We start from the raw sequence: 26,942 nt of genomic DNA on the forward strand, positions 1-26,942 counted from the left end.
ATGGCACTGACAATTTCCTATCCCGAACAGCTGCCCGTTTCCGAACGCCGCGAAGACATCATGGCAGCGATTGCCGCCAACCAGGTCACCGTCATCGCGGGCGAAACCGGGTCCGGAAAAACCACGCAGATTCCGAAGATGTGCCTGGAACTGGGCCTGGCCGAGAACGGCCTGATCGGGCACACCCAGCCCCGGCGCCTTGCCGCGCGCACCGTCGCCGAGCGGATCGCTTCCGAGCTCGACGTCGAGCTCGGCGAGGAAGTGGGCTTCCAGGTCCGCTTCACCGGTGAGACCGGCCGGAAAACCAAGGTCAAGCTGATGACCGACGGCATCCTGCTGGCGGAGATCCGCCATGATCCGAAGCTGAAGAAGTACAGCACCATCATCATCGATGAGGCCCACGAGCGCAGCCTGAACATCGACTTCATTCTCGGGTACCTGCGCCGGCTGCTGCCGGCGCGCCCCGACCTGAAGGTCATCATTACCTCGGCCACCATCGATCCGCAGCGGTTCGCAGAACACTTCGCCCTCAACGGCACCCCTGCACCCATCATCGAGGTGTCCGGCCGTACCTTCCCGGTGGAGATCCGCTACCGCCCGCTGAACCAGCCGGCGGACGGGGGCACCGACGAAGACGGCATCGAAGACGAGCTGGAAGAGGACCGGGACCCGGTGGACGCCGTCTGCGACGCCGTCGACGAGCTCTCCCGCGAGGCACCCGGCGACGTCCTGGTGTTCTTCTCGGGCGAGCGGGAAATCCGTGATGCCGCAGACGCCCTGCGTTCCTCCGTTGCCCGCAATCCCCGGCTGGCCAATACCGAAATCCTGCCGCTCTTCGCCCGGCTTTCCCTTGCCGAGCAGCACAAGGTCTTTTCCCCGGGCCGGAACCGCCGGATTGTCCTGGCCACCAACGTCGCCGAGACCTCGCTGACGGTCCCGGGCATCAAATACGTGATCGACACCGGCACGGCGCGCATCTCGCGCTATTCGCACCGCACCAAGGTCCAGCGGCTTCCGATCGAGCGGATCTCCCAGGCCTCCGCGAACCAGCGGTCAGGCCGCTGCGGCCGCGTTTCCGACGGCATCGCCATCCGGCTGTACTCGCAGGAGGACTTCGAGTCCCGGCCCGAATTCACCGATCCCGAAATCCTGCGCACCAACCTCGCCGCCGTGATCCTGCAGATGGCCGCCATGGGCGTGGCCAAGGGGCCCAAGGATGTTGCCGACTTCCCGTTCGTCCAGCCCCCGGATTCCAAGGCAATCAACGACGGCGCGGTGCTGCTGCGCGAACTCGGGGCACTGCACCCCCAGGGCGGCATCACCGAGGTGGGCCGCAAGCTGTCCCAGCTTCCGGTGGACCCCCGGCTGGGCCGGATGATTGTCGAAGCGGGCAACCGCGGCTGCACCAAGGAGGTCATGGTGCTCACTGCCGCCCTGACCATCCAGGATCCCCGCGAGCGGCCCTCCAAGGATGACCCCGCCCGGGCCCAGAAGGCCGCCGAAATGCACAAGCGGTTCGTGGACGAGAACTCCGACTTCACCGGCTTCCTGAACCTGTGGCGCTATGTGGAGGAAAAGCAGAAGGAGCTCTCCTCCTCGGCCTTCCGCCGCCTGTGCAAGAACGAGTTCCTGAACTTCCTGCGCATCCGCGAATGGCAGGACCTCTTTGCCCAGCTGCGCCAGCTGGCCAAGCCGCTGGGTATCACGCTCGCCCCGGAGCCGGTGGACCCGGTCGGCAAGTACCGGGAGATCCACATGTCCCTGCTGGCCGGCCTGCTCAGCCACATCGGCCTCTACGACCAGCGCAAGCGCGAATACGCCGGTGCACGCGGCACCCGGTTCGCTGTCTTCCCGGGCTCTGCGTTGTTCAAGAAGTCCCCGGACTGGGTGATGGCCGCCGAACTCGTGGAGACCTCGCGACTGTGGGCGCGGGTGGCGGCGAAGTTCGATCCACTGTGGGCCGAGGAAGTGGCCCCGCACCTGGTCAAACGCAGCTACAGCGAACCGCACTGGTCCAAGAGCCGCGGAGCCGTGATGGCCTATGAGAAGGTCACCCTCTACGGCGTACCGGTGGTTCCGCAGCGGAGCATCAACTACGGCCGCATCGACCCGGTGCTCTCCCGGGAGATGTTCATCCGCCATGCCCTGGTCGAGGGCGACTGGCGCACGCACCACAAGTTCTTCCACCGCAACCAGGCGCTGCTGGCCGAGGTGGAGGAGCTGGAGAACCGGGTCCGGCGCCGCGGGCTGCGCGTGGACGATGAAACCCTCTTCGAGTTCTACGACGAGCGGGTGGGTGCCGACGTCGTCTCCGAGCGGCACTTCGACAAGTGGTGGAAGCACGCCCGGCACGAAAACCCGTCCCTGCTGGACTTCGACCCGGACGCCCTACGCACGGACGATGCCGAGGGCCTGGACGAGAACGACTTCCCGAAGTCCTTCTTCTACGGGTCCTTCGAACTCCCGCTCACCTACGAATTCACCCCCGGCGTGCCCTCGGCCAACGACGGCGTGACCGTCGAGGTGCCCGTATTGTTCCTGAACCAGCTCACCCCGGGGCCGTTTGCCTGGCAGATCCCGGGACTTCGCGCCGAGCTCATTACGGCGCTGATCAAGTCCCTGCCCAAGGCGGTGCGGAAGAATTTCGTCCCGGCGCCCGACGTCGCCCGCTCGGCTGCCGCTGCCTTGGCTGCGGATTTCGACCCCGCTTCGGACGAGCTGGAACCGTCCCTGGAACTGGTGCTGCGCCGGTTGAAGGGATCCATCATTCCGCCGGGGTCCTGGAACTGGGACGCCGTGCCGGACCACCTGCGGATGACGTTCACCGTAGTGGATTCCGCCGGACGGGTGCTGGACGAGGGCAAGGACCTGGCCGCACTGCAGGAGTCCCTGGCCCCGGCCACCCGCCGCGCCATTGCCGAATCCCTCGGCGCCACGCCGTCCACCGTCCAGCCTCGCGGCCCCAAGGGACCCAACGGCAAGGGCAAGGCCGGCAGCGGAAACGGCGCAGGCATCGGCTCAGTCAACGGCACGGGCATCGGTTCCGGCACCGGTTCCTCCGTGGCGGAGCAGACCGGCCTGACCGAGTGGAGCATCGGCACCTTGGAGAAGCAGGTCCAGCGGCTCGTCGCCGGCCACACCGTGACCGGCTACCCGGCGCTGATGGACGAGGGCAGCACCGCCGGGGTCCGGATCTTCCAGAGTGCCGGCGAGCAGCAGGCTGCCATGCGTGCCGGCGTCATCCGGCTCCTGGTGCTCCGCGTTCCCAGCCCGGCCAAGTACGTGCTGGAGCACCTGAGCAACACCGAAAAGCTGACCTTCAGCCAGAACCCGCACGGGAGTGTGGCTGCGCTCATCGAAGACTGCACCCTGGCCGCGGTGGACAAGCTCACGCCGGAGAAGCTCCCGTGGACGCGGGCCGAGTTCGACGCCCTGTATGAGACAGTGCGTGCCGAACTGATCGACACCGTCTTCACCGTCACGGCCATCGTAGAGAAGATCCTGGCCAGCACCCGGCGGATCACGAAGGCGCTCAAGGGCACCACCTCGCTGGCGCTGATCAGCGCCCTGAATGACATCAGGGCGCAGCTGGATGCCCTGGTGTACCCCGGTTTCGTGGCCCGCACCGGCTATGCGCAGCTGATGCACCTGCCCCGCTACCTGGCCGGTATTGAACGGCGGCTGGAAAAACTTCCGGGCAACGTACAGCGGGACGGCCTGTCCATGGCCGTGATCCACCGCCTCGAGGACGAGTACGACGACGCCGTGGCGGCGCTGGCGCCCGGCCGCGGCACTCCCCCGGAACTCGCGGAGGTCCGCTGGATGATCGAGGAGCTGCGGATCAGCTTCTTTGCACAGGAACTGGGAACGGCCCGGACCGTTTCGGAGAAACGGATCCGGACCGCCCTGAACTCGGCGCTGGCTCCGGCCTAGGCTGCGGGAACGGATTCCCCGTGCCCGGCATCGCGCAGGCCCTGGCGCAGCTTTTCCGCGTTGGCCGCCATCCGCTCGGGATCCGGGTTGGACTCGGCCCGGCTGAAGTCGAAGTCCTGCAGCGAATTGGCCGGCCAGACGTGCAGGTGCAGGTGGTCCACCTCGAAGCCGGCAATGCTGAGGCCGGCCCGCTCCGAGCCGAAGACGGACACCTGCGCCTGGCCGATGGCCTGGGCCACCGTGGTGAGCTTCTGCAGGAGGTCCGCGGGCGCATCCGTCCACTTGTTGATCTCCGCACGCGGCACCACCAGGGTGTGGCCGTCGCTGAGCGGACCGATGCTGAGGAACGCGACGACGTCGTCGTCCTTCCAGACGAAATGTCCGGGAATTTCGCCGTTGATGATCCGGGTAAAGAGTGTAGGCATGGGTGCTCCTTCAGGTTGTCCCTTTGACGCGGCGGCGGACAGGGGTGCCCGCAGCGGCGGAGGAACGGGTCGGCCGGTAAACATGATTCGACGCTACCCCTTTTGCGGCGGGTTTTCGGCCTCGCCTGGATCCGAGCCAACGGCCGCCGGGGTGCCGGGCGTGTTGGACCACTGCGACCAGGAGCCCGGGTAAAGCGCCGCGGTGAAGCCTGCCTGGGCCAGTGCGGCCACCTCGTGGGAAGCGAAGATCCCCGAACCGCAGTACGCCGCAACGGGCCGGTCCGGCCGCACGCCGAGGTCCTCGAAGGCGCGGCCCAGTTCCCCCGGTGACCGGAAGCTGCCGTCCGGGGTGAGGTTGTCGGTGGAGGGCCGGTTGACCGCGCCCGGGATATGCCCGGCCCGTGGATCCACCGGTTCGGTTTCTCCGCGGTATCGTTCCGGCGCACGGGCGTCGATGAGTATCCCCTCGGCCGCCACCCGGCTGACGTCCCGGAGGGATGCCACGGGCATGTGCCCCCAGGACAGGTGCGCCGTCCCGGGCAACGGCTCCACCGGACCGCTTTCCAGCGGCAGTCCTGCCCTGCGCCAGGCCGCGAGGCCGCCGTCGAGCAGGAACACGTCCTTACAGCCGGCGTGCCGCAGCAGCCACCAGGCGCGTGCGGCGGCCGTGCCCCCGGCGTCGTCGTACACCACCACTGTGTCCCCGTCATTCAGGCCCCAGCTGCGGGCGGCCGCGGCGAAGGCAGCGGGATCCGGCAGGGGATGCCGCCCCTCCCCGGGAACGGCAGGAGCCGAAAGCTCGGTGTCCATGTCCACGTACACCGCACCGGGCAGATGTTCGTGCAGGTACTTTTCCTCGCCGTCGGCAGCGCCCAGGACCCAGCGCACATCCAGCAGCACAGGCCGGCGCGCCGTGCCGAGGCGTTCGTGCAGCTGCTGCGGGGAGATCAGGACATCCATTACAGGTCCACGGTTTCCCCGGCGTCCAGATGCCGGAACTCGGTGCCGTAAACCTTGCCGAACCGGGTCACATGCCCCTCGACCATCCCCAGCCCCCGCTCGTTCAAAAGCGCGTCATGGATGGGATAGGCCCGCTCCGCACCGGTGGCGATGACGAAGTCGATGACCTCCCCCGCCTTGGACCAGGGTGCATGCATCGGCACCAGCACGGTCCGCGGCCGCAGGCCGTTGGGAACCACGAACGAATCCCCCGGGTGGTAGACCCGGCCTTCCACCAGGTAGCCGATGTTGGCCACGACGGGAATCAACGGATGGATCAGGGCATGCTGGCCGCCGAAGGACTGGATGCCGAAACCGGCAACGGTGAAGCTGGTGTTGGGCTCAACATCGTTGATGCGGCCGCCCGCCTCCTCCGGGGCTTCGCTGCGAAGGAGTGCAGCAAGACCCGCCGGGGCATGGAGCTCCAGCGACGGCTGCTCCTGCATTGCGGCAAGCACCCGCGGGCGGTCCAAGTGGTCCGCGTGCTCGTGCGTCACCAGGATGGCATCAGCCTCCTTCAGCGCCGTTTCAACTTCGGAAAAGGTGCCGGGATCCAGCACCAGGACGTGCCCGCCCTGCTCGAACCGGACACAGGAATGCGTGAACTTCGTCATTTTCATAGCGCCACCCTACTCCGGAGGTGATCGGCCGCGCAGGACGGGCGCTGCGGTACTGCTGATAATCTTAGGGGTCTACATCCCTGCGGCCACGGTGCCGCCCGCCTGCCGTCCCACCCGCTGGAGGAACCTCCGTGTCACCCGAGACATCCCGGACATCCAAACGCGCACCGGAGCAGCGTGTAACCCGCCAGCGGCTGGCCGTGGGCCGTACCCTAGACGAACTCGACGACTTCGTCAGCACCCAGGACCTCTTCCGGCTGCTGCAGGAGCGCGGCGAACGGGTTTCCCTGGCTACTACCTACCGGGTCCTGCAGTCCATGGCGGACGAGAACCTCGTGGACGTGCTGCGGGGCGGCGACGGCGAGGCGCTGTACCGGCGGTGCGCCGTCGAACACCACCACCATCACCTGGTCTGCCGGAACTGCGGCAAGGCCGTGGAGGTGGAAGCGCCTGCGGTGGAGAGCTGGGCCGCGGGCCTGGGCGCCAAGTACGGCTTCACCGAAGTGGCGCACACCGTCGAGGTCTTCGGCCTGTGCCCGGAGTGCAGCGCGCGTAAGGGCTAGGCTGCGGCTGTAGCCGTGTTTGCGCTGAGCTCCCGGCGCCGGTGCCCGCCGCGCATGCGCCGGATGATCCGGCAGGCCAGGTAGATCGCGAAGGACACCGTGGTGACGTACGGGCTGATCGGAATCCGTCCGCCCAGCGCCAGCAGGATGCCGCCGACCGAGGAAGCCAGCGCGAAGAGCACGCTCAGGAACACCACCAGGCGCGGCGAGGACGTCACGAGCAGGGCTGCCGCCGCCGGAGTAATCAGCAGGGAGAGCACCAGCAGGGCCCCCACCACCTGGATGGACAGCGCCACGGCCAGGCCCAGCAGGAACATAAAGACTATCGACAGCACCCGCACGGGCACGCCGCGGGCCTCTGCGAGGTCCGGGTCCGCACTGGCGAAGGTCAGGGGGCGCCAGATGAAGAGCAGGGCAGCCACCACGACGGCGGCAACCCCTGCCAGCAGGTTCAGCTGCACGGTATCCACCGAGACGATCTGGCCGGTCAGCAGCCCGAACTTATTGGCGGAACGGCCCTCGTAGAGGCCAAGGAACAGGATGCCCAGGCCCAGCCCGAAGGGCATGATGACGCCGATGATCGAGTTCCGGTCCCGGGCCCGCAGGCCCATGACGGCCAGCAGGACGGCCGCCGCCACTGATCCGACCAGCGAACCGACCACCACGTTCACGCCGATCAGCAGGGCAAAGGACGCCCCGGCGAAAGAGAGCTCGGCAATGCCGTGCACGGCGAAGGCCAGGTCACGCATCAGGACGAAGGTGCCGATCAGCCCGCCGACCAGGCCGAGGATCGCGGCGGCCCAGATGGAATTGCTCACCAGCGGAAGCAGCTCGCCGTAATCGCTGAAATCAAAAACCGCATCGAAGAAACTACGCAGGTCCAAGGTCGCCCTCGCTTTCTCCGTGGTGGTGGGTGGTGGCGTCCGGGATGCCCAGGACCACAATCCGGCCGTGGCTGCGCAGGACTTCGACGCGGCTGCCGTACATTTCCGAAAGCACGTCGCTGCGCAGGACTTCGGCGGGGGTGCCGGTGCGGAACTGTCCGCCGGCCAGGTACAGCACGCGGTCCACGTACTCGATGACGGGATTGATTTCGTGGGTCACGAAGACGACGGCGGCGCCGTCGTCATGGCAGCGCCGTTCGATCAGGGAGCTGATGGCCTGCTGGTGGTGCAGGTCCAGGGAGAGCAGCGGCTCGTCGCAGAGCAGCAGATCCGGGTTGGTGGCCAGCGCCTGGGCCGCGCGCAGGCGCTGCAGCTCGCCGCCGGAGAGCCGTCCCACGGGTTCATCCGCGTAGGACGTGGACCCCACCTGCTCGAGCAGCCGGTCCACGCGGCGGCGCACCGGCTTTCCGCGGAGCCGCAGGCCCCAGCGGTCGCCGTCGACGCCGAGCCCCACCAGGTCCCGGCCACGCAGCGGGGTGCCGGGGCTGAAGGACTTCTGCTGCGGGATGTAGCCGATGTCCTTGCTGCCCCGCTGCACGTTGCGGCCGTTGACGGTGACAGTGCCCCCGGTGAGCGGCTGCAGTCCCAGCAGGACCTTCAGGAAACTCGTTTTGCCTGACCCGTTGGGGCCGAGGACGGCGAGGAATTCACCGGCATTGATGTCCAGGTCAAGGTTCTTCCACAGCGTGCGGTCACCGTAGGACAGCCCTGCGTCCCGCAGGCGCACCACCGGGGCAGGCTGACCGGAAGCATTCACTGCAGCACGCTTTCCATGTCGGCGGTGTTATCGGCCATCCACTGCAGGTAGTCCTGGCCCTCGGGAAGGGTTTCGGAGAACTCGATCACGGGCACACCGGCGTCCAGCGCGGCCTTGCGCACCGCCTCCGTCTGCGAGGTAGAGGTCTGTTCGTTGTAGCCCAGGAAGGCAATGGAGCCGCCCGTCACCAGGTCCTGCATTTCCTTCAGTACATGCGGCGGAACATCCGAGCCTTCCTCGACGGCCTCCGTGAAGTCCGACGGGGTGGCGTTGTGCAGCCCCGCGGCTTCCACGAGGTAGTCCGGCACCGGTTCGGTCAGGGCGACGTCGCGTCCGCCCGCCGTTTCCCGAAGCGCGGCAAGGGAAGCGTCGATGTCCGCAATGCCCGCAGTGAAGTCCGCCGCGTTGCTGCGGAACGTGCCGGCGGCATCGGCATCCAGTTCGCCGAGGCGTTCGGCGGCGGCGTCGGCAAGCCGCCCCATGGCCTCGGGGCTGTACCAGACGTGTTCGTTGAAGGAGCCGTGGTTATGGCCGTGGTGGTCTTCACCCGCGTCGTGGCTCTCTTCGGCTTCCGCTGAGTCGGAGTCCTCGAGGCCGGAGATCTCCACGGCGTTGAGGATGTTCTCGGCGGGGATGCCTTCGTCTGCCGCGAGCTTCTCCAGGAAGGTGTCGTACCCGCCGCCGTTGAGCACCACCAGGTCCGCCTTGGATACGGCGAGCCGGTCCCGCGCCGAGGCCTCGTAGGAGTGCGGATCCTGGCTGGGCCGGTCAATCAGGGAGGTCACTTCGACGTTGTCCCCGCCGATCCCGGCGAGGATGCTGCCGTAGACATCGGTGGACGCCACCACGCGAACGACGCCGTCACTGCCCTCGGCTTCACCACCGTCGTCCCCGCTGCCGCCGCTGCAGCCGGTCAGGGCGAGTGCGGCTGCTGCAAGGACGGTTCCGGCCAGGCGGACGGGAAAGCGGCGCATAAGGTTTGGTATCCCTGGGTAGGCGGTTCATGGCGGCGAAAACGGGCCCCGGCACCGCCGAAGCTTTTTCAGCATAACCTAAACGCGAATCATTCGCATCTAGGCGCTAGAGGCTTTCTCCGGTCCGGCGGATGCCCTGTGCCTGGGTCGCGTCCCTGATCTCGCCGACCAGCTGTTCAATGATGTCTTCCAGGAACAGGACGCCGCGCGTGGTTCCATCCGGGCCCAGCACTCGGGCCAGATGGGAGCCGGTCCGCTGCATCACGGCCAGGGCGTCCTCGATTTCATCGTCCAGGCGCAGGTTGGCCAGGGTACGGACCTTGTTCTCCGTGATCGGCCGTTCATAGGCCTCCAGCGGGATGGACATCACGTCCTTCAGGTGCATGTACCCGGTGAGGTTCCCGGCGTCGTCCACGAGGACGAAGCGGGAGAAACCGGTCCGGCCCACGGCACGCTCGAATTCCGCCGGGGTGGAGTCCGTGCCCAGGCTCACGAGTTCGTCCAGCGGCACCATCACCGTCCCCGCGGTCTGTCCGGAGAACTCGAGTGCACCCGAAATCAGGCCGGAATCGTCGGCGACGGTCCCGTGTTTCGTGGATTCCTCCACGATGGACTGCATCTCCTCCAGGGTGAAGGCCGAGGCGACTTCGTCCCTCGGGGTGATCCCCATGAGGCGCAGCGCGTGGTTGGCCATCCAGTTGAGCGTGCCGATGATCGGGCGCACCAGGCGGGAAATGAAGACCAGCGGCGGGGCGAGCAGCAGCACTGCGCGGTCGGCAACGGACACCGAGATGTTCTTCGGAACCATCTCGCCGATGGTGACGTGCAGGAAGGTCACGAGCAGCAGCGCCACCAGGAACCCGGCACCGTCAGCTATTTCGATCGGCAGGCCCACGGCCTTCAGCGGCACCGAAAGCAGGTGGTGGATAGCAGGTTCGGCCACCGAGAGGATCAGCAGGGAGCAGACGGTGATACCCAGCTGCGCACACGCGAGCATCAGGGACACGTGCTCCATGGCCCACAAGGTGGTCTTGGCCCGCTTCGATCCGGCTTCGGCATGCGGCTCGATCTGGCTGCGCCGCGCGGACATCACCGCGAATTCGCTGCCGACGAAGAAGGCGTTGCCCAGGAGCAGGACCACCAGCCAGAAGATTCCCGCCAGGTCGCCGCTCATCGGATGCCTTCCCTGCGTGCCGGGCGCTCCGCGCCTCGGCCGGTGTTGTCTTCGTCTTCAATGTGTTCGGCTTGGCCGGATTCGGCCCCCTCGGCGGCGGGGATGAAGCTGACGCGGTCAATGCGCCGACCGTCCATCCGTTCCACCTCGAGCACGCCGCCGGGCACCTCTACGCGGTCCCCTGCCTCGGCGATGCGGCCGAGTTCGGCCATGATGTAGCCGCCCACGGTTTCGTATCCGGCTTCGTCCGGCATCCGCAGCAGCGGAACCAGGGCGGTGACTTCGTCTGGCCGCATGATGCCCGGGAAGTACCAGGCACCGGACGCGCTTTGCAGCACGCCGGGCTTGGCCTTGTCGTGCTCGTCGGATACTTCGCCGACGATCTCTTCCACCAGGTCCTCCAGGGTGGCGACGCCGGCGGTTCCGCCGTATTCGTCGAGGACGACGGCGAGCTGCAGGTTGGCGTTGCGGAGTTCGGAAAGCAGTGAGTCCAGGTGGACCGTTTCCGGCACCCGGAGGATCTCGCTCATGATCGCGGCCGCCGGCAGGGTGGCCCGCCTGCTGCGCGGCACGGCCACGGCCTTCTTGACGTGGACAACGCCGCGGATGTCGTCCGGTGAATCCCCGAGGACCGGGAAGCGGGAGTACCCGGTGCGCCGCGCCGCCTCGATGACATCGGCCACGGGCTGCTCGGCGTCGATCGTTTCGAGCCGGATGCGCGGAGTCATGACATCGGCAGCGGTTCGTCCCGCAAAGGAGAAGGTCCGGGAGAGGAAGTCGGCGGTGCCCTTGTCCAGGGTGCCCATCTCCGCGGAGCGCCGCGCCATGGAGGACAGCTCGGCCGGCGTCCGCGCTCCGCTGACCTCTTCCTTGGCCTCGAGGCCAAAGAGATGGAGGATCTTGTTGGCGAAACCGTTCAGCAGGAGCACCGCGGGCTTGAAGACCACGGTGAAAGCCAGCTGCGGCCGTGCCAGTGCCTTACCGACACGGAACGGCATGGCGATGGACATGTTCTTGGGGATCAGTTCGCCCAGCAGCATCGAAAGGAAGGTCGCCAGGATCATCGCAACGGTGACGGACACCGAGTCCACGGCCACGGGCGGCAGGCCGAAGGAGGCCAGCGGACCCTCCAGCAGGCGCCCAACGGAGGGTTCCATAACAAACCCGGTAAGCAGGGTGGTCATGGTGATGCCCAGCTGGCAGCTGGAGAGCTGGGTGGAGAGGGTGGTCAGGCAGCGCAGCAGCGGTTCAGCCGCTTTGTCGCCCTCGTCCACTGCGCGGCGGACGGCAGGCTGGTCCAGTGCCACGAGGGCGAATTCCACGGCGACGAAGAATCCGGTGCCGAGAATGAGCAGGAGGCCGAAGAGGAGGTATAGCCACTCCATGTCAGCACTCCCCCGCCGTCGGGGCAGACCGGCTTAAAAGAAAGGGATGATTCGCTGCACGGAAACGTTCAGACGGAGGGTGGTCGGCTGCGGCCGGACTGGAAGGCTCCGATGACGAGGCAGGTGAATGCTGGGCCGTGGGTGTGCGGGCGTTGCCGGCTCGTGGCGCACCGACTGCGGCAACCGCAGTCCGTGACGCAGGCCGGCGCCTAGAGAAACTGTCCATAGAATCCCCAGTTTACAGGTTTGTTCCGGGCCCGCCACAGCGGCTTCCCTGGGCGGTTCCCGCCGGTCTGCGACAGCAGGCGCCTTCATCAACTGGTGCGGGATTGGCCACATGTTCGACTATGTCACTAGACTGGCATGAAGTCTCGGTCACTGCGCACCGGGCCGCACCAGTACTTGAGGCGGAAGCGTCAGAACATGGTGCCATCAGGGCAAACGGCAACTCATGGAAGAGGCGTATATCTAGTGCCAGACCAATCCAACCACCGCCTGCCGGAGGAATTCGGCGGCAACGAGTGGCTTGTCGATGAACTGTACGAGCAGTATTTGTCGAACAAGGACTCCGTTGACAAAAAGTGGTGGAGCATCTTCGAATCCTTCAAGGCTGAAGACTCCCAGTCCGGCAACGGATCCAACGGAAACGGCGCCGGATCCCCGGACGGTTCCCGGCCCGCCACCCGCCAGCTTCCGGTAGTGAAAGCCGAAAGTACGGCACCCAACGCACCGAAGGCATCAGGCGAATCGCCCGCTGCAACGCAGCAGTCGGGCAAGCCGCCGGTAGCCAAGGAACAGGCGAAGGCCGAACCCGCTGCGAAGAGCGAGCCGAAGGCCGAGCCCAAGGCGGCGCCGATTCCTGCGCAGCTGCCCAAGACCCAGCCCAGCGATGCCGCTGCGGAAGAGGACAAGGTCACCGTGCTGCGCGGTCCGGCCAAGGCCATCGCCACGAACATGGACCTCAGCCTGAGCGTCCCCACGGCAACCACCGTGCGGGCCATTCCGGCCAAGCTGCTGATTGACAACCGCATTGTCATCAACAGCCACCTGGAACGTGCCCGCGGCGGCAAGATCTCCTTCACCCACCTGCTGGGCTACGCCATCATCCGCGCTGCCGCCCAGTTCCCGTCGATGAACGTGCACTACGACGAAGTGGACGGCAAGCCCGTTGCCGTCCAGCCCGCACACGTCAACTTCGGCCTGGCCATCGACATGCCCAAGCCGGACGGAACCCGCCTGCTGGTGGTGCCGAACATCAAGAAGGCAGAAACGCTGAACTTCTCGGAGTTCTGGCACGCCTATGAAGAGCTGGTCAAGCGTGCCCGCAACGGCAAGCTCGGCGCGGACGACTACCGCGGCACCACCATCTCCCTGACCAACCCGGGCGGCATCGGCACCGTGCACTCAGTGCCCCGCCTCTCCAAGGGACAGGCCGCCATCATCGGCGCCGGCGCCCTTGAGTACCCGGCTGAATTCCAGGGTGCCAACGAGAAGATCCTGGCCCGCAACGCCATCAGCAAGATCATCACCCTGACCTCCACCTATGACCACCGCGTCATCCAGGGTGCCGGCAGCGGCGAGTTCCTGCGCATCATCCACCAGCTGCTGCTGGGTGAGCAGAACTTCTACGACGAGATCTTCGAATCCCTGCGGATCCCGTACGAGCCGGTCCGCTGGAGCCCGGACATCCAGGTCAACCCGGACGAGCAGATCAACAAGGTTGCCCGCATCCAGCAGCTGATCCACGCCTACCGGGTCCGCGGCCACCTCATGGCGGACACGAACCCGCTGGAATACGTCCAGCGCCGGCATGCCGACCTGGACATCCTGAACCACGGCCTGACCCTCTGGGACCTGGACCGGGAGTGGCCCACGGGCGGCTTCGGCGGCAAGCCGATGCTCAAGCTCCGCAAGATCCTCGGTGTGCTGCGGGACGCGTACTGCCGCACGGCAGGTATCGAATACATGCACATCCAGGATCCCGAGGAGCGCCTCTGGTTCCAGGACCGCCTGGAGACCAAGTACACGAAGCCGACCCGCGAAGAGCAGCTGCGCATCCTCAGCAAGCTCAACGCTGCCGAGGCTTTCGAAACGTTCCTCCAGACGAAGTTCGTTGGACAGAAGCGCTTCTCCCTTGAGGGCGGCGAATCCCTGATTCCGCTGCTGGACGCCGTGATTTCAGGTGCCGCCGACGACGGCCTCGAGGAAGTCGGCATCGGCATGGCCCACCGCGGCCGCCTCAACGTCCTGACCAACATCGCAGGCAAGACCTACGCACAGGTCTTCCGCGAATTCGAAGGCACCCAGGACCCGCGCAGCGTGCAGGGTTCCGGCGACGTGAAGTACCACCTCGGCACCGAGGGCACCTTCACTTCGGACAACGGGAAGCAGACCAAGGTTTACCTCGCGGCCAACCCGTCCCACCTCGAAGCCGGCGATTCCGTGCTGGAGGGCATTGTCCGCGCCAAGCAGGACCGGCTGGACAAGGGTGACGAGTTCCCCGTGCTGCCGATCCTCGTGCACGGCGATGCCGCCTTCGCGGGCCAGGGCGTGGTGGCGGAAACGCTCAACCTCTCCCAGCTGCGCGGCTACCGCACCGGCGGCACCATCCACGTGGTGGTCAACAACCAGGTGGGCTTCACGACGTCGCCCACGTCCTCGCGCTCCTCGGTCTATTCCACCGACGTCGCGAAGATGGTCCAGGCACCGATCTTCCATGTCAACGGAGATGATCCCGAAGCAGTTGTACGGGTTGGCCAGCTGGCCTACGAGTACCGTCAGCGCTTCCACAAGGACGTCGTCATCGACATGGTCTGCTACCGCCGCCGCGGCCACAACGAAGGCGATGACCCTTCGATGACCCAGCCGATGATGTACAGCCTGATCGAGGCCAAGCGCTCCGTGCGCAAGCTGTACACCGAGTCCCTGATCGGACGAGGCGATATCAGCCAGGACGAGGCCGAGCAGGCGCTGCGTGACTACCAGGGCCGCCTCGAGCGCGTCTTCGCGGAAACGCACGCTGCCCAGACCTCGCCCATCCCGGTGATCACCAAGGATTCCGAAGCGGTTTCCGATCTGGAACGTCCTGCTGCCCAGCAGGAAGGCACCACGATCATCAAGCCGGCAAGCACTGCGGTCTCCGCCGAGGTCCTGGCGCACATCGGCAAGGCCCACGTGGCCGTCCCCGAGGGCTTCACGGTCCACCCGAAGCTGAAGTCCCTGCTGGAAAAGCGTGACCAGATGTCCCGTGAGGGCAACATCGACTGGGGCTTCGCCGAAATCGCGGCCTTCGGTTCGCTGCTGATGGAAGGCGTCCCCGTACGCCTCGCCGGGCAGGATTCACGCCGCGGAACCTTCACGCAGCGCCACGCCGTCTTCCACGACCGCGCCACGGGTGCAGAGTGGATGCCGCTGGCTGAGCTTGACCCGAACCAGGCCAAGCTGTGGATCTACGACTCCCTGCTTTCCGAATTCGCCGCCATGGGCTTCGAGTACGGCTACTCGGTGGAGCGTCCGGATGCCCTCGTGCTCTGGGAAGCCCAGTTCGGTGACTTCGTCAACGGCGCCCAGACCATCATTGACGAGTTCATCTCGTCGGCTGAGCAGAAGTGGGGCCAGCGGTCCTCGCTGGTGCTGATGCTTCCGCACGGCTACGAGGGACAGGGACCGGACCACTCGTCCGCACGGATCGAGCGTTTCCTGCAGATGTGTGCCGAGGACAACATGATTGTTGCCAACCCCACCACGGGTGCCTCGCACTTCCACCTGCTGCGCCGGCAGGCGTACAGCCGGCCGCGCAAGCCGCTGGTTGTCTTCACCCCCAAGCAGCTGCTGCGCCTGAAGGCGGCCGCAACGTCGGTGGAGGAGTTCACGCACGGCGAGTTCCAGCCGGTCATCGCCGAGCACGCCGAACTGGATGCCAACGCCGTTGACCGCGTGCTGCTGGTGTCCGGCCGCCTGTACTACGATCTGCTGGCAAACCGCCAGAAGACCGGCGATGACAAGACGGCGATCGTCCGCGTGGAGCAGCTCTACCCGCTCCCCGTCGACGAGATCCGGGCCGCTGTGGGCAAGTACCCCAACGCGGACATCGTCTGGGCGCAGGACGAACCGGCGAACCAGGGTCCGTGGCCCTTCATCGGCCTCAACCTGCCCCAGCACCTGGACAGCCGCCTGCGCCTGGTCTCACGCCCGGCGTCGGCCTCCACCGCTACGGGCTCTGCCAAGCGCCACGCAGTGGAGCAGGACATCCTGGTGAAAAAGGCCTTCGAACGTCAGTAGGCTAGATTTAGGGTGGGGCGCTTCGGCGTCCCACCCTGTTTTTTTGATTCGAGAAGGTGACTAGTGGAACAACGCAGAATTCGGCTTGCTGCTGTAGGTGATGAGCTGCTGGCCGGACACGGGGATCCGCGCGCACTCGGCTGGCTGGGACGTGTCCTGGCCCGAACATCGCCCGAGAACGTCAACCTCCAGGCATACAGCCTGGCTGCACCCAACGAGGGCACCGAGGCGCTGGCCAACAGATGGCTCGCGGAAGCCGGCAGGCGGTTCGAGGACGGGTGCGAGAACCGCCTCGTGATCGGATTGTCGGACCGGGACCTGGACCTTCAGCTGACGACGGCGCGAAGCCGCCTGAACCTGGCGAACATCCTCGACGGCGCCGCACAGATGAGCATCAAGGTGTTCGTGGTGGGCCCTCCTCCGGGCCTCGACCCGGAACGGAACCGGAAGCTCGCGGATCTCTCCGCAGCGTTCGGCGACGTGACCACACGGCGGAAGCACGTGTACGTGGACACCCTCAACCCGCTGCTGAACCATGAGCAGTGGCGCACGGACCTGGCCGCCAACGGCGGAACGCCGGGCCAGGCCGGCTACGGCCTCATGGCGTGGCTGGTGCTTCACCGAGGCTGGTACCAGTGGCTCGACCTCCCCGACATGAACTGAAACCTCCGTCATAAAGACGTCAAAAAACCCTTCCGGCAATAGCCGGAAGGGTTTTTTGCGCATGCGGGGGCTGTTTCGGGTAGAAAAACCACCGTGTCCGGCGTAACGATCAGTTAACAACGTGTAACTTGTCTCACAGTGGAAACAATATGTGGCTAGTGTTGCTCCACATGCAGCGGTCTTCACGGCCGCTTTGGGGGGCCATCATCGGTGGTTCCTGACTCCTCATCACCAGTTAGGACTACTTATGCGTACTAAGCGCACGGCAGCTCTTGCCGCACTCTCCGTGGGGGCCCTGTTCCTGGGCGCCTGCGGCTCCGCCGGGGGCGGAACCGAAAGTGAAAGCAGCTCGGAGGCAACAACCGAGAACATCGCTTCCACCATCAATATCGCCATCAGCCAGGCACCTGACGCCTACAACTCGAGCACCGCCAACACCAACAGCACGTACAACAGCTACGTCGACAACCTGGTGCACAGCAACTTTGTCGAATACAGCCCCAACGGCGTCATCCACGATGAAGAGTTCGGCACCTTCGAAAAGACCAGCGACGATCCGCTGACGGTGCACTACAAGATCAATGAGGACGCCAAGTGGTCCGACGGCACCCCCATTGACTTCGATGACGTACTGCTGAACTGGGCGGCCTTCTCCGGACAGGTCGGTCCCGCCGAGGGCGAGAACATCTTCCAGCCGTCCTCCACCAACGGTTTCTCCCAGACCAAGATGATCGAGGGCGAGGCCGGCGACAAAGAGTTCGACATGGTCTTCGAGACCCCGTACGCGGACTGGGAAGCCCTGATGATCGGCCCCATCATGCCCGCACATATCGCAGCGGAAAAGGGCGGCCTCGCCACCGACAACAACGGCGAAGCGCTGATCAAGGCCATCCAGGACAAGGACATCGCGGCGCTGACCCCGCTGGCCGAATTCTGGAACACCGGCTGGAACTACGAAGCCGACCTCACCAAGCTTCCGGACGCCGAAATGATCCCGTCCTCCGGCCCGTACATGCTGGACAACGCCACCGACGGCACCCTGACCCTCAAGCGCAACGAGAACTACTGGGGCGAAGAGCGCAAGGGCAAGACGGAGACCATCGTCTTCAAGACCATCGCAGACACCGAAGCAGTCCAGGCCCTGGAGAACGGCGAGGTCGATATCATCGAGCCGTCCGGACCCACCGTTGACACCAAGACCGCCATCGAGAACATCGGCGAAACGGTCACCATGCTCACCGGCCCGGAACTGACCTTCAGCCACATTGACCTGGACCAGTCGGAGAACGGCGTGTTCAAGGACCTGGCCGTACGCCAGGCCTTCTCCAAGTGCGTACCGCGCGAGGACATTGTCGAGAAGTTCGCCAAGCCCATCGATGAAAACGCCACGGTGGACAACCTGCGCGAATACCAGCCGGGCCAGGAAGACTACGAAGAGGTCCTCGAAGGCGCTCCGTCCGCCAGCGAGTACGACGAAGTCGACCTCGAAGGCGCCAAGAAGCTGCTCGCCGATGCCGGCAAGACCGAACCCGTGTCGGTCCGCCTGATGTTCTCCTCCACGAGCCAGCTGCGCGCTGACATCGTCACCCTGATCAAGACCTCCTGCGACCAGGCCGGCTTCAACATTGTTCCCACCCCGGACCCCAAGTGGAGCGCCAAGCTCGCCGAGCCCGGAGCCTGGGACGCCATCCTGTTCGCCTGGGCCGGTTCCGGCCTGGCCGCCAGCGCACAGTCGATCTACGTCTCCGACGGCGAGCAGAACTACGGCAAGTTCGCCAACGCTGAACTCGACAAGCTCTGGGACCAGATCGCTACCTCCACTGACGAAGAAGAGGTCAAGGAACTGAAGACCAAGGCAGAGGAAATCCTCGCCGCCGAGGTCTACAACGTGGTCCTGTACGCGAACTCCGGTGTGGTTGCACACTCCTCCAAGCTGGAGAACGTGGAACTGAACCCGAGCCAGAACGGCATCACCTGGAACGCCTACAAGTGGACAAAGCAGGTCTAGCCGCAGCACCACGCTAGCCGCAGCATAAGCGGGGATGGGCAGACTCAAAGTCTGCCCATCCCCCTGCTTATGTCCGCGGCGTTCTTTAGTCCCACCCCAAGGAGCCCCACGGTGTTCTACTTCATTCTTAAAAGAGCGGTCACTTCGTTCTTTATCCTCCTGGCCGCCACGGCACTGATGTTTGTCCTGGCCGTCAACTCCGGCGATCCCCTCCATGACCTCGCCGAACTGCGCAACGACGACCGGGAATCCCGCATAGCCGCCCGTACCGAAGCCATGCACCTGGATCAGCCGATCCACATCCGCTATCTGCTCTGGCTGCAGGAAATCGGCCGCTGCATCATGCCCGGCGGCGCACAGTGCACGCTGGGCCTGGACCGCGTGGGCAACCCCGTCATCGAGCAGCTGCAGTCTGCCGCCGGTTCAACCTTCCGCCTGGTGGTCGTAGCAACGGTGCTCGCGATCATCCTGGGCGTGCTTATCGGTGTTGTTACCGCCCTGCGGCAGTACAGCGTGTTCGACTACTCGATCACGTTCGTTGCCTTCCTCCTGTTCTCCATGCCGCTCTTCTGGCTTTCCACACTCCTCAAGCAGTACCTCGCCATCGGTCTCAACACCTGGCTGGAGAATCCAACCATGTCCTATCTGGGCATAGTGCTGCTGGGGTTGGTGGCCGGGGTGATCTGGATGGTTGTCGTCGGCGGCGACCGCCGACGCCGCATCCAGGTATTCGCGGTATCGGCCGTGGCAACTTCGGGGACCATGCTCGTGCTGCTGATGTCCGGTTGGTTCAAAACCCCCGGCTTCGGTCCCGTCGGCATCCTGGTGAGCGCCTTCGCCATCGCCCTCGGAGTCACGGCATTGTTCGCCGGGTTCCGGCGTCACCGGATTGTCTACGCGGCCCTTGCTACGGCCGCAGCCGGTTTTGTCGGCTATCTGGTCACGATGGGCATCATGAAAGACCCGGACTGGCTGACCATTGCCGGCCTGGCACTGGTGACCGTTGCGGTTTCCGCTGCCATCGGGCATTTCGTGGGCGGACCGTACGCCAAGCAGACCCGGCAGATTACCGCCGTCGTCGGCCTGCTGATCGGTTTCATCGTGTTCCTGGATTCGCTCCTGCACGCCTACCCGACGCTGTCCCGCAAGACCGGCGGCCGGCCCATTCCCACTACCGGTTCCTCCACGCCCAACCTCGAGGGAACCTTCTGGGAAGTGAACCTGGATTATGCGCTGTACCTGGTGCTGCCGACCATCGCGATCATGCTGATTTCGTTTGCCATGTACACCCGCTACACCCGCGCCAGCCAGCTGGACGTCATGACCCAGGACTACATCCGCACCGCTCGGGCCAAGGGCCTCAGCGAGCGGACCGTCGTGGTCAAGCATGCGTTCCGCAACGCGATGATCCCGATCACCACCCTGATGGCCTTCGACTTCGCCGGCGTGCTCGGCGGCGCCGTGGTCACGGAATCGGTGTTCGGCTGGAACGGCATGGGCAAGATGTTCACCGACGGACTCACCAACGTGGACCCCAATGTCATCATGGCGTTCTTCCTCGTCACGGGCGTGGCCGCGGTGACCTTCAACATGCTGGCTGACATCGCGTACGCGTTCCTCGATCCGCGCATCAGCCTGAACTGATTGGTAGAGCAATGACTGATAACAAGATTCCCGCGGACGGGCCGAAGGAAAGCAGCCCGGAGCTGACGGCCATGACGCTGGAGAGCCAGCGGACCGTCACGGCGGACTCCCCCGCAACCAGGGGTGTCGTAGCTGAACCTAGAATCACCGAGGCCAAAAGCCAGTCCAAGCTGGTCCGCGAACGCTTCCTGCGGCATAAGGGCGCCATGGGCGGAATGATCGGCCTGCTCTTTATCGTGCTGCTGGCATTCTCCTCAATCGGCTTCAACGTCGGCCCGCTGCATATTCCGGGCTGGTGGCAGCACACCTTCTACGAGGTGCAGGAAACCGCCGACGGCGGGAAGCCCACCCTGTCCTGGACCGGGCTGGGCGACCACCCGTTCGGCCAGGACGCCCTGGGCCGGGACTACTTCGCGATGACCATGCGCGGGGCACAGATCTCCCTGATCATTGCCTTCATCGTGGGTATTGTCGGCACCGTCATCGGCACCGTCGTCGGTGCGCTGGCCGGCTATTACCGCGGCCGGGTCGAAGCCGTCCTGATGCGCTTCACCGACGTCATCATCACCATCCCGCTCCTGGTGGTCGCCGCAGTGCTGGCCACCATCGTGGCCGACTTCGGAATCGTCGTCTTCGCGGTCTTCCTGGGCATGCTCACTTGGACCAACCTCGCCCGGATTGTGCGCGGCGAGTTCCTTTCCCTCCGGGAAAAGGAGTTCGTGGAGGCGGCGAAGTCCGTAGGCGCCAGCTCGGCCCGGATCATCTTCAAGCACATCCTGCCCAACACCGTGGGCGTCATCATCGTCTCGGCCACGCTCGCCATCTCCGGCGCCATCCTGCTGGAAACCGCGCTCGGCTTCCTGGGCCTGGGCGTGCAGGAGCCGGACACCTCGCTGGGCAAGCTGATCAATGAAAACCGGTCGGCCATGACCGTGCGCCCGTGGGTCTTCCTTTGGCCCGGCGTGTTTATCGTGGCCATTGCCCTCGCCGTCAACTTCATCGGCGACGGGCTTCGGGATGCGTTTGATCCCCGACAGACAAGGAACAAGCAATGACCTCCACACCGGTATACAGCGACACCCCGGCAACGGGAACCGGTTCCCCCATCCTTGAGGTCACCGGACTCGGCGTCGATTTCAACGTTGACAACGAATGGGTCATGGCCGCCGAAGACGTGAACTACAAGGTTTATCCCGGGGAGATCCTGGCGATCGTCGGCGAATCCGGCTCGGGAAAGAGCATGTCCTCCATGGCACTGCTCGGCCTGCTGCCCGGCAACGGGCGGTCCACCGGCAGTGCGAAACTGCACGGCAAGGAACTCATCGGCGCCCCGCAGTCGGCGCTGCGGAAGATCCGCGGCAATGACATTGCCATGATTTTCCAGGAGCCCATGACGGCCTTGAACCCGGTCCTCACGGTGGGTGAACAGGTGAAGGAGATCATCGAGCAGCACACCGATGCGTCCCCCGCCGATGCCAAGGCACGCGCCATTGAGCTGCTGCGCATGGTGGAGATTCCGGATCCGGAGACCCGTTACGACAGCTACCCGCACCAGTTCTCCGGCGGGCAGCGCCAGCGGGCCATGATTGCCATTGCCATTGCCAATGATCCGATCCTGCTGATCGCCGATGAACCCACGACTGCCCTGGACGTCACGGTCCAGGCGGAAGTACTCGAACTGCTGCGCAAGCTCAACAAACGCCTGAACAGTGCCATCCTGCTCATCACCCATGACATGGGCGTAGTGGCCGACCTTGCGGACAACGTGGTGGTGATGCAAAACGGGCGGATCGTGGAAGCCTCCGCCGTGGTGGATCTCTTCGCTGCACCGCAGCAGGACTACACCAAGGCCCTGCTCGACGCCGTGCCGCACCTCGGTTCCAAGGTGGGCGGTGTGCTGGCAGCCGTCGAGGTGGAGGACGACGGATCCCTGCAGATCACCGACGCACCCCTGTCGGTCATGAAGGCCTCCGAGGAAGTGGCCGAACCGACGTCGTCGCAGACGCCCGCCCTGCAGCTCGAGAACGTGGCCATCGAGTATCCCGGGCGGTTCCGCACCCCGGCCTTCCGCGCCGTTTCCGACGTTTCCTTCACGATCATGCCCGGCGAAGTCATGGGCCTCGTGGGCGAATCCGGCTCGGGAAAGTCCACCATCGGGCGCGCTGTCACCGGCCTGCTGCCGGTGGCCGACGGTAGCGTCCGGATCAACGGAACAGACATCGCGGGGCTGTCACCGAAAAAAATGCGGCCGCTCCGGCGGAAGTTCGCCATCGTCTTCCAGGACCCGGCAGCATCGCTGAATCCGCGGATGTCCATCGGCGAGAGCATCGGCGAGCCGCTGTTCCTGCATGAGAAGCTGTCCAAGGCCGAACTGGATAACCGGGTGGCGAACCTGCTCGATGACGTCCAGCTGCCCAAGAGCTTCCGCAACCGGTACCCGCACGAACTCTCCGGCGGCCAGCGCCAGCGGGTGGGGATTGCCCGGGCGCTCTCGCTGCGGCCGTCCCTGCTCGTGGCGGACGAGCCGACGTCGGCGCTGGATGTGTCAGTGCAGGCACGGGTGCTGGCGCTGCTGCAGGACCTGCAGAAGGAGTACGGCTTCGCCTGCCTGTTCGTCAGCCATGACCTGGCGGTGGTCGAAATCCTGGCCAGCCATATCGCCGTGCTGAACAAGGGCAGGATGGTGGAGCAGGGTTCCACCGAGCAGGTCCTGAAGTACCCGCAGGATCCGTACACGCGGCGCCTGCTGGCAGCGGCACCGGTGCCGGACCCGGCCGAACAGGCCTACCGCCGCGAGCAGCGCCACGCGCTCCTCGCGGCCGGCAACACCGAATAGGGCACACAGCAGGACCGTAAACACAGCAGGACGAAACCGCGGCGGCGTCAGTGGAGGAAGACCATCTTCCCCACGGCGCCGCCGTCGTCTTTGCCAGGGTTCCGTTGCCGGTCTGGAACTAAGTTGGACTATGTTGGGGTGGGAAGATAGTGTCACGGCTCACACGCGGCCGGGATGCAGCTTCGAAATTCCACGGTGCAAAGGAGCATTCCATGATGGTTCGCGAGCTATCGCATTACGTTGACGGACAGCCTGTCGGAGGCACTTCCGGGCGCTTCAGCGATGTCTACGATCCCTGCACCGGCGAGGTCCAGGCAAGGGTGCCCCTGGCCAGCACCGAGGAAGTCCGCAACGTTGTTTCCAACGCGGAGAAGGGCCAGCTGGAATGGGCGGCCATGAATCCGCAGCGGCGCGGACGGATCCTGCTTCGGTTCGTTGACCTGGTGAACCGGAACATGGATGAACTGGCCACCCTGTTGTCCTCGGAGCACGGCAAGACCCTCCTCGATGCGAAGGGCGACATCCAACGGGGCATCGAGGTGGTGGAATTCGCCGCCGGCGCCCCGCACCTGCTCAAGGGTGAATTCTCGGACAACGCGGGGGCCGGCATCGATGTCCACTCGCTGCGCCAGCCGCTCGGCGTCGTAGCCGGAATCACACCGTTCAACTTTCCGGCCATGATCCCGCTGTGGAAATCCGGTCCGGCACTGGCTGCAGGCAATTCCTTCATCCTCAAGCCCTCCGAGCGGGACCCTTCGGTGCCGCTGCGCCTCGCCGAGCTCTTTACGGAGGCAGGCCTTCCGGCCGGTGTCTTCAATGTGGTCAACGGTGACAAGGAAGCCGTTGATGCCCTGCTGGAGGATCCGCGGGTCTCTGCCATCGGCTTTGTCGGCTCCACCCCCATTGCGCAGTACATCTATGCCACTGCCGCTGCACACGGAAAGCGCGCCCAGTGCTTCGGCGGCGCGAAAAACCACATGGTGATCATGCCGGATGCCGACCTGGACATGGCAGCAGATGCCCTGATCGGGGCCGGCTTCGGTTCCGCCGGTGAACGCTGCATGGCGATCTCCGTAGCCGTGCCGGTCGGCAAGGCCACCGGCGACGCGCTCGTTGCGAAGCTTGAGGAGCAGATCGCAGCACTGAAGGTGGGCCACAGCCTCGCAGATGATTCGGATTTCGGCCCGGTGGTCGCGGCTTCCGCGAAGGAACGGATCGAAGGGTACATCCAGGCCGGCGTGGATGAGGGTGCCACCCTGCTGGCCGACGGGCGCGGCCTCGCGGTAGAGGGCTACGAGGGCGGCTTCTGGGTGGGGCCCACCCTCTTCGACCACGTCACCAAGGACATGACCATCTACAAGGAAGAGATCTTCGGGCCCGTGCTCAGCGTGCTCCGGGCCGAGGACTACGACGAGGCCCTCCGCCTGTGCAGCGAACACGAGTTCGGCAACGGAGTGGCCATCTTCACCAGGGACGGCGACTCCGCCCGTGATTTCGCGAGCCGCGTCCAGGTCGGCATGGTGGGCATCAATGTCCCCATCCCGGTCCCCATCGCCTACTACACCTTCGGCGGCTGGAAGGCTTCCGGATTCGGCGACCTCAACCAGCACGGCGCGGACGCCTTCCGCTTCTACACCAAGACCAAGACGGTCACCACGCGCTGGCCGTCGGGGATCCGCACCGGTGCCAGCTTCGTTATGCCGGAAGGCAGCTGATGGGCGCCGGGACGCCTGTCACGGACGAGGTGCTGTTCGAATGCCGCGGCCGGCTGGGCGTGATCACGCTTAACCGCCCCCGAGCGGTCAATGCGCTGACGGCCGGCATGGCATCGGCCATGCTGGAGCAGCTCAGGCTTTGGGCCGGCGACGACGCCGTCGCGGCCGTGCTGGTACAGGGCTCCGGCGAACGGGGGTTGTGCGCGGGCGGCGACATAGTGGCCATCTACCGCGACATGCTCGACGGCGGCACTGCCACGGCCACCTTCTGGGCGGAGGAATACACGCTCAACTCGCTTATTTCGAACTACCCCAAGCCTTATGTGGCCTTTATGGACGGGCTGGTGCTCGGGGGCGGAGTGGGTATTTCCGCCCACGGCTCCGTCCGGATCGTCACGGAGCGGACCCGGCTGGGCATGCCGGAAACCACCATCGGCTTCGTGCCCGACGTCGGCGGAACCCTGCTGCTCTCCCGCGCGCCCGGGGAGGCCGGCACCCATGCAGCACTGACGGGCGCCCATCTGGACGCCGCCGATGCGGTGTACCTGGGGTTCGCGGACCGCTTCGTTCCGTCGGCGAAGCTGGCGGACCTCGCCCAGGCGCTTGAAAGCGAACCCGTGGATTCCGCCGTCGCACGCTTCGCAGAGGAGGCCCCGCCGTCCGGACTCGCCGGGCAGGACTGGATAGACGCCTGCTATGCGGGGAACGATGCCGAGGAGATTCTGCGGCGGCTGCGGGCTTTCGACGGGCAGGCCCGGGAGGAAGCGGCCAAGGCTGCCGAGGCAATAGCAGCCAAGTCACCCACCGCCGTGAAAGTGGCGCTGGAATCGCTGCGCCGGGTGAAGGGGCTGGGCCTGGAGGAAGCCCTGGAACAGGAGTACCGGGTGGGCCTGCGGTTCCTCGCCGGGCCCGATTTCCGGGAGGGCATCCGTGCCCAGGTGGTGGATAAGGACTATTCCCCGCACTGGCAGCCTGCCACGCTGGCCGAGGTCAGCGGCGAGGACGTCGAATCCTATTTCGCGCCGCTGGGTAACCGCGAACTGACACTTTCCAAGGAGCACAACAATGTCTGAACCATTCGCTTCGGCACTGAACGCCGAGGAGCAGACCGCTCCGGTCGCCTTCCTCGGGCTGGGCCACATGGGCGGGCCGATGGCCGTTCGTCTCGTGAACGCCGGATACTCCGTAACCGGCTTCGACGTGGTGCCCGCCGCCCTCGAAACGGCTGAGGCAAACGGCATTGCCACGGCCGGCAGCGCCGCCGCGGCGGTGGCCGGCGCCGGCGTGGTCCTCACCATGCTGCCCAGCGGCAAACACCTGCTGGATGCGTATCGGGGCACCGGAGGCCAGCCGGGCCTGCTCGCCGCTGCCGCACCGAATACCCTTTTCCTGGATTGCTCCACCATCAACGTGGAGGAAGCCCGGGAAGCGGCAGAGCTCGCGGTTGCCGCCGGCCACCGTGCCGTAGACGCTCCGGTCTCCGGCGGCGTCGTGGGTGCCGAGGCAGGCACATTGACGTTTATGGTGGGCGCGTTGCCGGCGGACTTCAAGGCAGTCAGCCCGATGCTCGAAGTGATGGGCCGGCGCGTAGTGCACTGCGGAGATCACGGCGCAGGCCAGGCCGCCAAGATCTGCAACAACATGATCCTCGGAATCTCGATGATCGCGGTCAGCGAAGCCTTCGTGCTGGGCGAAAAGCTGGGCCTGACCCACCAGGCCCTCTTCGATGTTGCCTCGGCGGCCTCCGGCCAGTGCTGGGCGCTGACCACCAACTGTCCCGTGCCGGGTCCGGTACCCGCCAGCCCCGCCAACCGTGACTACCAGCCGGGTTTCGCCGGCGCCCTGATGGCGAAGGACCTGAAGCTCGCCCTCAACGCACTCGAAAGCACGGGTGTCGCCGCGCAGTTGGGACCGCTCGCTTCTGCAATTTACGATGACTTTGCTGCGGAAGGCGGCGCGGGCCGGGATTTCTCCGGGATCATCACCGATATCCGGGACAAGTCCGCGCCTTAGCTTTTTGC

19 protein-coding genes are annotated in these 26,942 nt (G+C 65.6%); 11 read left to right on the top strand and 8 right to left on the bottom strand.

Features of this window, described 5'->3' with window-relative positions; all coding sequences use genetic code 11:
* The gene (gene hrpA / locus NNX35_RS00590; RefSeq protein ID WP_255866723.1) at positions 1–3,933 is read left to right on the top strand and encodes an ATP-dependent RNA helicase HrpA; all 3,933 of its coding nucleotides are present in this window, start codon (positions 1–3) and stop codon (positions 3,931–3,933) included.
* Here the strand turns inward: hrpA and NNX35_RS00595 are convergent.
* The 3 genes from NNX35_RS00595 to NNX35_RS00605 all read right to left on the bottom strand — a co-directional run bounded on the left by NNX35_RS00595 (position 3,930) and on the right by NNX35_RS00605 (position 5,977).
* Positions 3,930–4,358, bottom strand: coding sequence for an HIT family protein (locus NNX35_RS00595; protein ID WP_255764662.1), 429 nt, complete (start codon positions 4,356–4,358; stop codon positions 3,930–3,932). The genes hrpA and NNX35_RS00595 overlap by 4 nt on opposite strands.
* A gap of 93 nt (positions 4,359–4,451) precedes the next feature.
* On the bottom strand, positions 4,452–5,318 hold the full coding sequence (locus NNX35_RS00600) for a sulfurtransferase (protein WP_255866725.1): 867 nt from the start codon (positions 5,316–5,318) through the stop codon (positions 4,452–4,454).
* Positions 5,318–5,977 carry an MBL fold metallo-hydrolase gene (locus NNX35_RS00605; RefSeq protein WP_255866726.1) on the bottom strand — a complete coding sequence of 220 codons (660 nt, stop codon included), beginning with the start codon at positions 5,975–5,977 and terminating at the stop codon, positions 5,318–5,320. Before NNX35_RS00605 ends, NNX35_RS00600 begins: the two co-directional genes overlap by 1 nt.
* 131 nt (positions 5,978–6,108) lie before the next feature.
* Here NNX35_RS00605 and NNX35_RS00610 point away from each other — a divergent pair, with 131 nt between their 5' ends.
* Positions 6,109–6,540 carry a Fur family transcriptional regulator gene (locus NNX35_RS00610; protein ID WP_255764665.1) on the top strand — a complete coding sequence of 144 codons (432 nt, stop codon included), beginning with the start codon at positions 6,109–6,111 and terminating at the stop codon, positions 6,538–6,540.
* Here NNX35_RS00610 and NNX35_RS00615 read toward each other — a convergent pair.
* From NNX35_RS00615 to NNX35_RS00635, 5 genes are all read right to left on the bottom strand, one after another.
* On the bottom strand, positions 6,537–7,424 hold the full coding sequence (locus NNX35_RS00615) for a metal ABC transporter permease (protein ID WP_255764666.1): 888 nt from the start codon (positions 7,422–7,424) through the stop codon (positions 6,537–6,539). The genes NNX35_RS00610 and NNX35_RS00615 overlap by 4 nt on opposite strands.
* Complete coding sequence (locus NNX35_RS00620) at positions 7,411–8,241, bottom strand: metal ABC transporter ATP-binding protein (protein WP_370646906.1); 831 nt, start codon at positions 8,239–8,241, stop codon at positions 7,411–7,413. Before NNX35_RS00620 ends, NNX35_RS00615 begins: the two co-directional genes overlap by 14 nt.
* Positions 8,238–9,215, bottom strand: coding sequence for a metal ABC transporter solute-binding protein, Zn/Mn family (locus NNX35_RS00625; protein WP_255866727.1), 978 nt, complete (start codon positions 9,213–9,215; stop codon positions 8,238–8,240). The genes NNX35_RS00620 and NNX35_RS00625 overlap by 4 nt, the downstream gene beginning before the upstream one ends.
* Positions 9,216–9,321: 106 nt before the next feature.
* The gene (locus tag NNX35_RS00630; RefSeq protein WP_255764668.1) at positions 9,322–10,389 is read right to left on the bottom strand and encodes a hemolysin family protein; all 1,068 of its coding nucleotides are present in this window, start codon (positions 10,387–10,389) and stop codon (positions 9,322–9,324) included.
* Positions 10,386–11,774, bottom strand: coding sequence for a hemolysin family protein (locus tag NNX35_RS00635; RefSeq protein WP_255866729.1), 1,389 nt, complete (start codon positions 11,772–11,774; stop codon positions 10,386–10,388). Before NNX35_RS00635 ends, NNX35_RS00630 begins: the two co-directional genes overlap by 4 nt.
* Before the next feature lie 471 nt (positions 11,775–12,245).
* Here NNX35_RS00635 and NNX35_RS00640 point away from each other — a divergent pair, with 471 nt between their 5' ends.
* The 9 genes from NNX35_RS00640 (at position 12,246) to mmsB (ending at position 26,934) form a co-directional block, all read left to right on the top strand.
* Positions 12,246–16,055 carry a multifunctional oxoglutarate decarboxylase/oxoglutarate dehydrogenase thiamine pyrophosphate-binding subunit/dihydrolipoyllysine-residue succinyltransferase subunit gene (locus NNX35_RS00640; protein ID WP_255764670.1) on the top strand — a complete coding sequence of 1,270 codons (3,810 nt, stop codon included), beginning with the start codon at positions 12,246–12,248 and terminating at the stop codon, positions 16,053–16,055.
* Positions 16,056–16,118: 63 nt separating this feature from the next.
* The gene (locus NNX35_RS00645) at positions 16,119–16,718 is read left to right on the top strand and encodes a GDSL-type esterase/lipase family protein (RefSeq protein WP_227918308.1); all 600 of its coding nucleotides are present in this window, start codon (positions 16,119–16,121) and stop codon (positions 16,716–16,718) included.
* A gap of 247 nt (positions 16,719–16,965) precedes the next feature.
* Entirely contained in the window at positions 16,966–18,726 is a 1,761-nt protein-coding gene (locus tag NNX35_RS00650) for an ABC transporter family substrate-binding protein (protein ID WP_255764671.1), read from the top strand.
* A gap of 111 nt (positions 18,727–18,837) precedes the next feature.
* On the top strand, positions 18,838–20,370 hold the full coding sequence (locus NNX35_RS00655; RefSeq protein ID WP_255764672.1) for an ABC transporter permease: 1,533 nt from the start codon (positions 18,838–18,840) through the stop codon (positions 20,368–20,370).
* Positions 20,371–20,381: 11 nt separating this feature from the next.
* Positions 20,382–21,425: an ABC transporter permease gene (locus NNX35_RS00660; RefSeq protein WP_255764673.1), complete on the top strand. Its 1,044-nt coding sequence runs from the start codon at positions 20,382–20,384 to the stop codon at positions 21,423–21,425.
* On the top strand, positions 21,422–23,206 hold the full coding sequence (locus tag NNX35_RS00665; protein WP_255862721.1) for an ABC transporter ATP-binding protein: 1,785 nt from the start codon (positions 21,422–21,424) through the stop codon (positions 23,204–23,206). The genes NNX35_RS00660 and NNX35_RS00665 overlap by 4 nt, the downstream gene beginning before the upstream one ends.
* 215 nt (positions 23,207–23,421) lie before the next feature.
* On the top strand, positions 23,422–24,921 hold the full coding sequence (locus tag NNX35_RS00670) for a CoA-acylating methylmalonate-semialdehyde dehydrogenase (protein WP_255867290.1): 1,500 nt from the start codon (positions 23,422–23,424) through the stop codon (positions 24,919–24,921).
* The gene (locus tag NNX35_RS00675; protein WP_255866730.1) at positions 24,921–25,994 is read left to right on the top strand and encodes an enoyl-CoA hydratase/isomerase family protein; all 1,074 of its coding nucleotides are present in this window, start codon (positions 24,921–24,923) and stop codon (positions 25,992–25,994) included. Before NNX35_RS00670 ends, NNX35_RS00675 begins: the two co-directional genes overlap by 1 nt.
* Entirely contained in the window at positions 25,987–26,934 is a 948-nt protein-coding gene (gene mmsB, locus NNX35_RS00680; protein WP_255866731.1) for a 3-hydroxyisobutyrate dehydrogenase, read from the top strand. Before NNX35_RS00675 ends, mmsB begins: the two co-directional genes overlap by 8 nt.
* Positions 26,935–26,942 lie beyond the last annotated feature (8 nt).

The organism is Arthrobacter sp. zg-Y844, assembly GCF_024385465.1.
GTDB lineage: Bacteria > Actinomycetota > Actinomycetes > Actinomycetales > Micrococcaceae > Arthrobacter_B.

Excerpts from the sequence above, each read along its gene's own strand:
- NNX35_RS00665 (WP_255862721.1), top strand. The coding sequence starts at position 21,422 with ATGACCTCCACACCGGTATACAGCGACACCCCGGCAACGGGAACCGGT.
- NNX35_RS00595 (WP_255764662.1), bottom strand. The coding sequence starts at position 4,358 with ATGCCTACACTCTTTACCCGGATCATCAACGGCGAAATTCCCGGACAT.
- NNX35_RS00605 (WP_255866726.1), bottom strand. The coding sequence starts at position 5,977 with ATGAAAATGACGAAGTTCACGCATTCCTGTGTCCGGTTCGAGCAGGGC.
- NNX35_RS00600 (WP_255866725.1), bottom strand. The coding sequence starts at position 5,318 with ATGGATGTCCTGATCTCCCCGCAGCAGCTGCACGAACGCCTCGGCACG.
- NNX35_RS00650 (WP_255764671.1), top strand. The coding sequence starts at position 16,966 with ATGCGTACTAAGCGCACGGCAGCTCTTGCCGCACTCTCCGTGGGGGCC.
- mmsB (WP_255866731.1), top strand. The coding sequence starts at position 25,987 with ATGTCTGAACCATTCGCTTCGGCACTGAACGCCGAGGAGCAGACCGCT.
- NNX35_RS00670 (WP_255867290.1), top strand. The coding sequence starts at position 23,422 with ATGGTTCGCGAGCTATCGCATTACGTTGACGGACAGCCTGTCGGAGGC.
- NNX35_RS00635 (WP_255866729.1), bottom strand. The coding sequence starts at position 11,774 with ATGGAGTGGCTATACCTCCTCTTCGGCCTCCTGCTCATTCTCGGCACC.
- NNX35_RS00625 (WP_255866727.1), bottom strand. The coding sequence starts at position 9,215 with ATGCGCCGCTTTCCCGTCCGCCTGGCCGGAACCGTCCTTGCAGCAGCC.
- NNX35_RS00660 (WP_255764673.1), top strand. The coding sequence starts at position 20,382 with ATGACTGATAACAAGATTCCCGCGGACGGGCCGAAGGAAAGCAGCCCG.
- NNX35_RS00630 (WP_255764668.1), bottom strand. The coding sequence starts at position 10,389 with ATGAGCGGCGACCTGGCGGGAATCTTCTGGCTGGTGGTCCTGCTCCTG.
- hrpA (WP_255866723.1), top strand. The coding sequence starts at position 1 with ATGGCACTGACAATTTCCTATCCCGAACAGCTGCCCGTTTCCGAACGC.
- NNX35_RS00675 (WP_255866730.1), top strand. The coding sequence starts at position 24,921 with ATGGGCGCCGGGACGCCTGTCACGGACGAGGTGCTGTTCGAATGCCGC.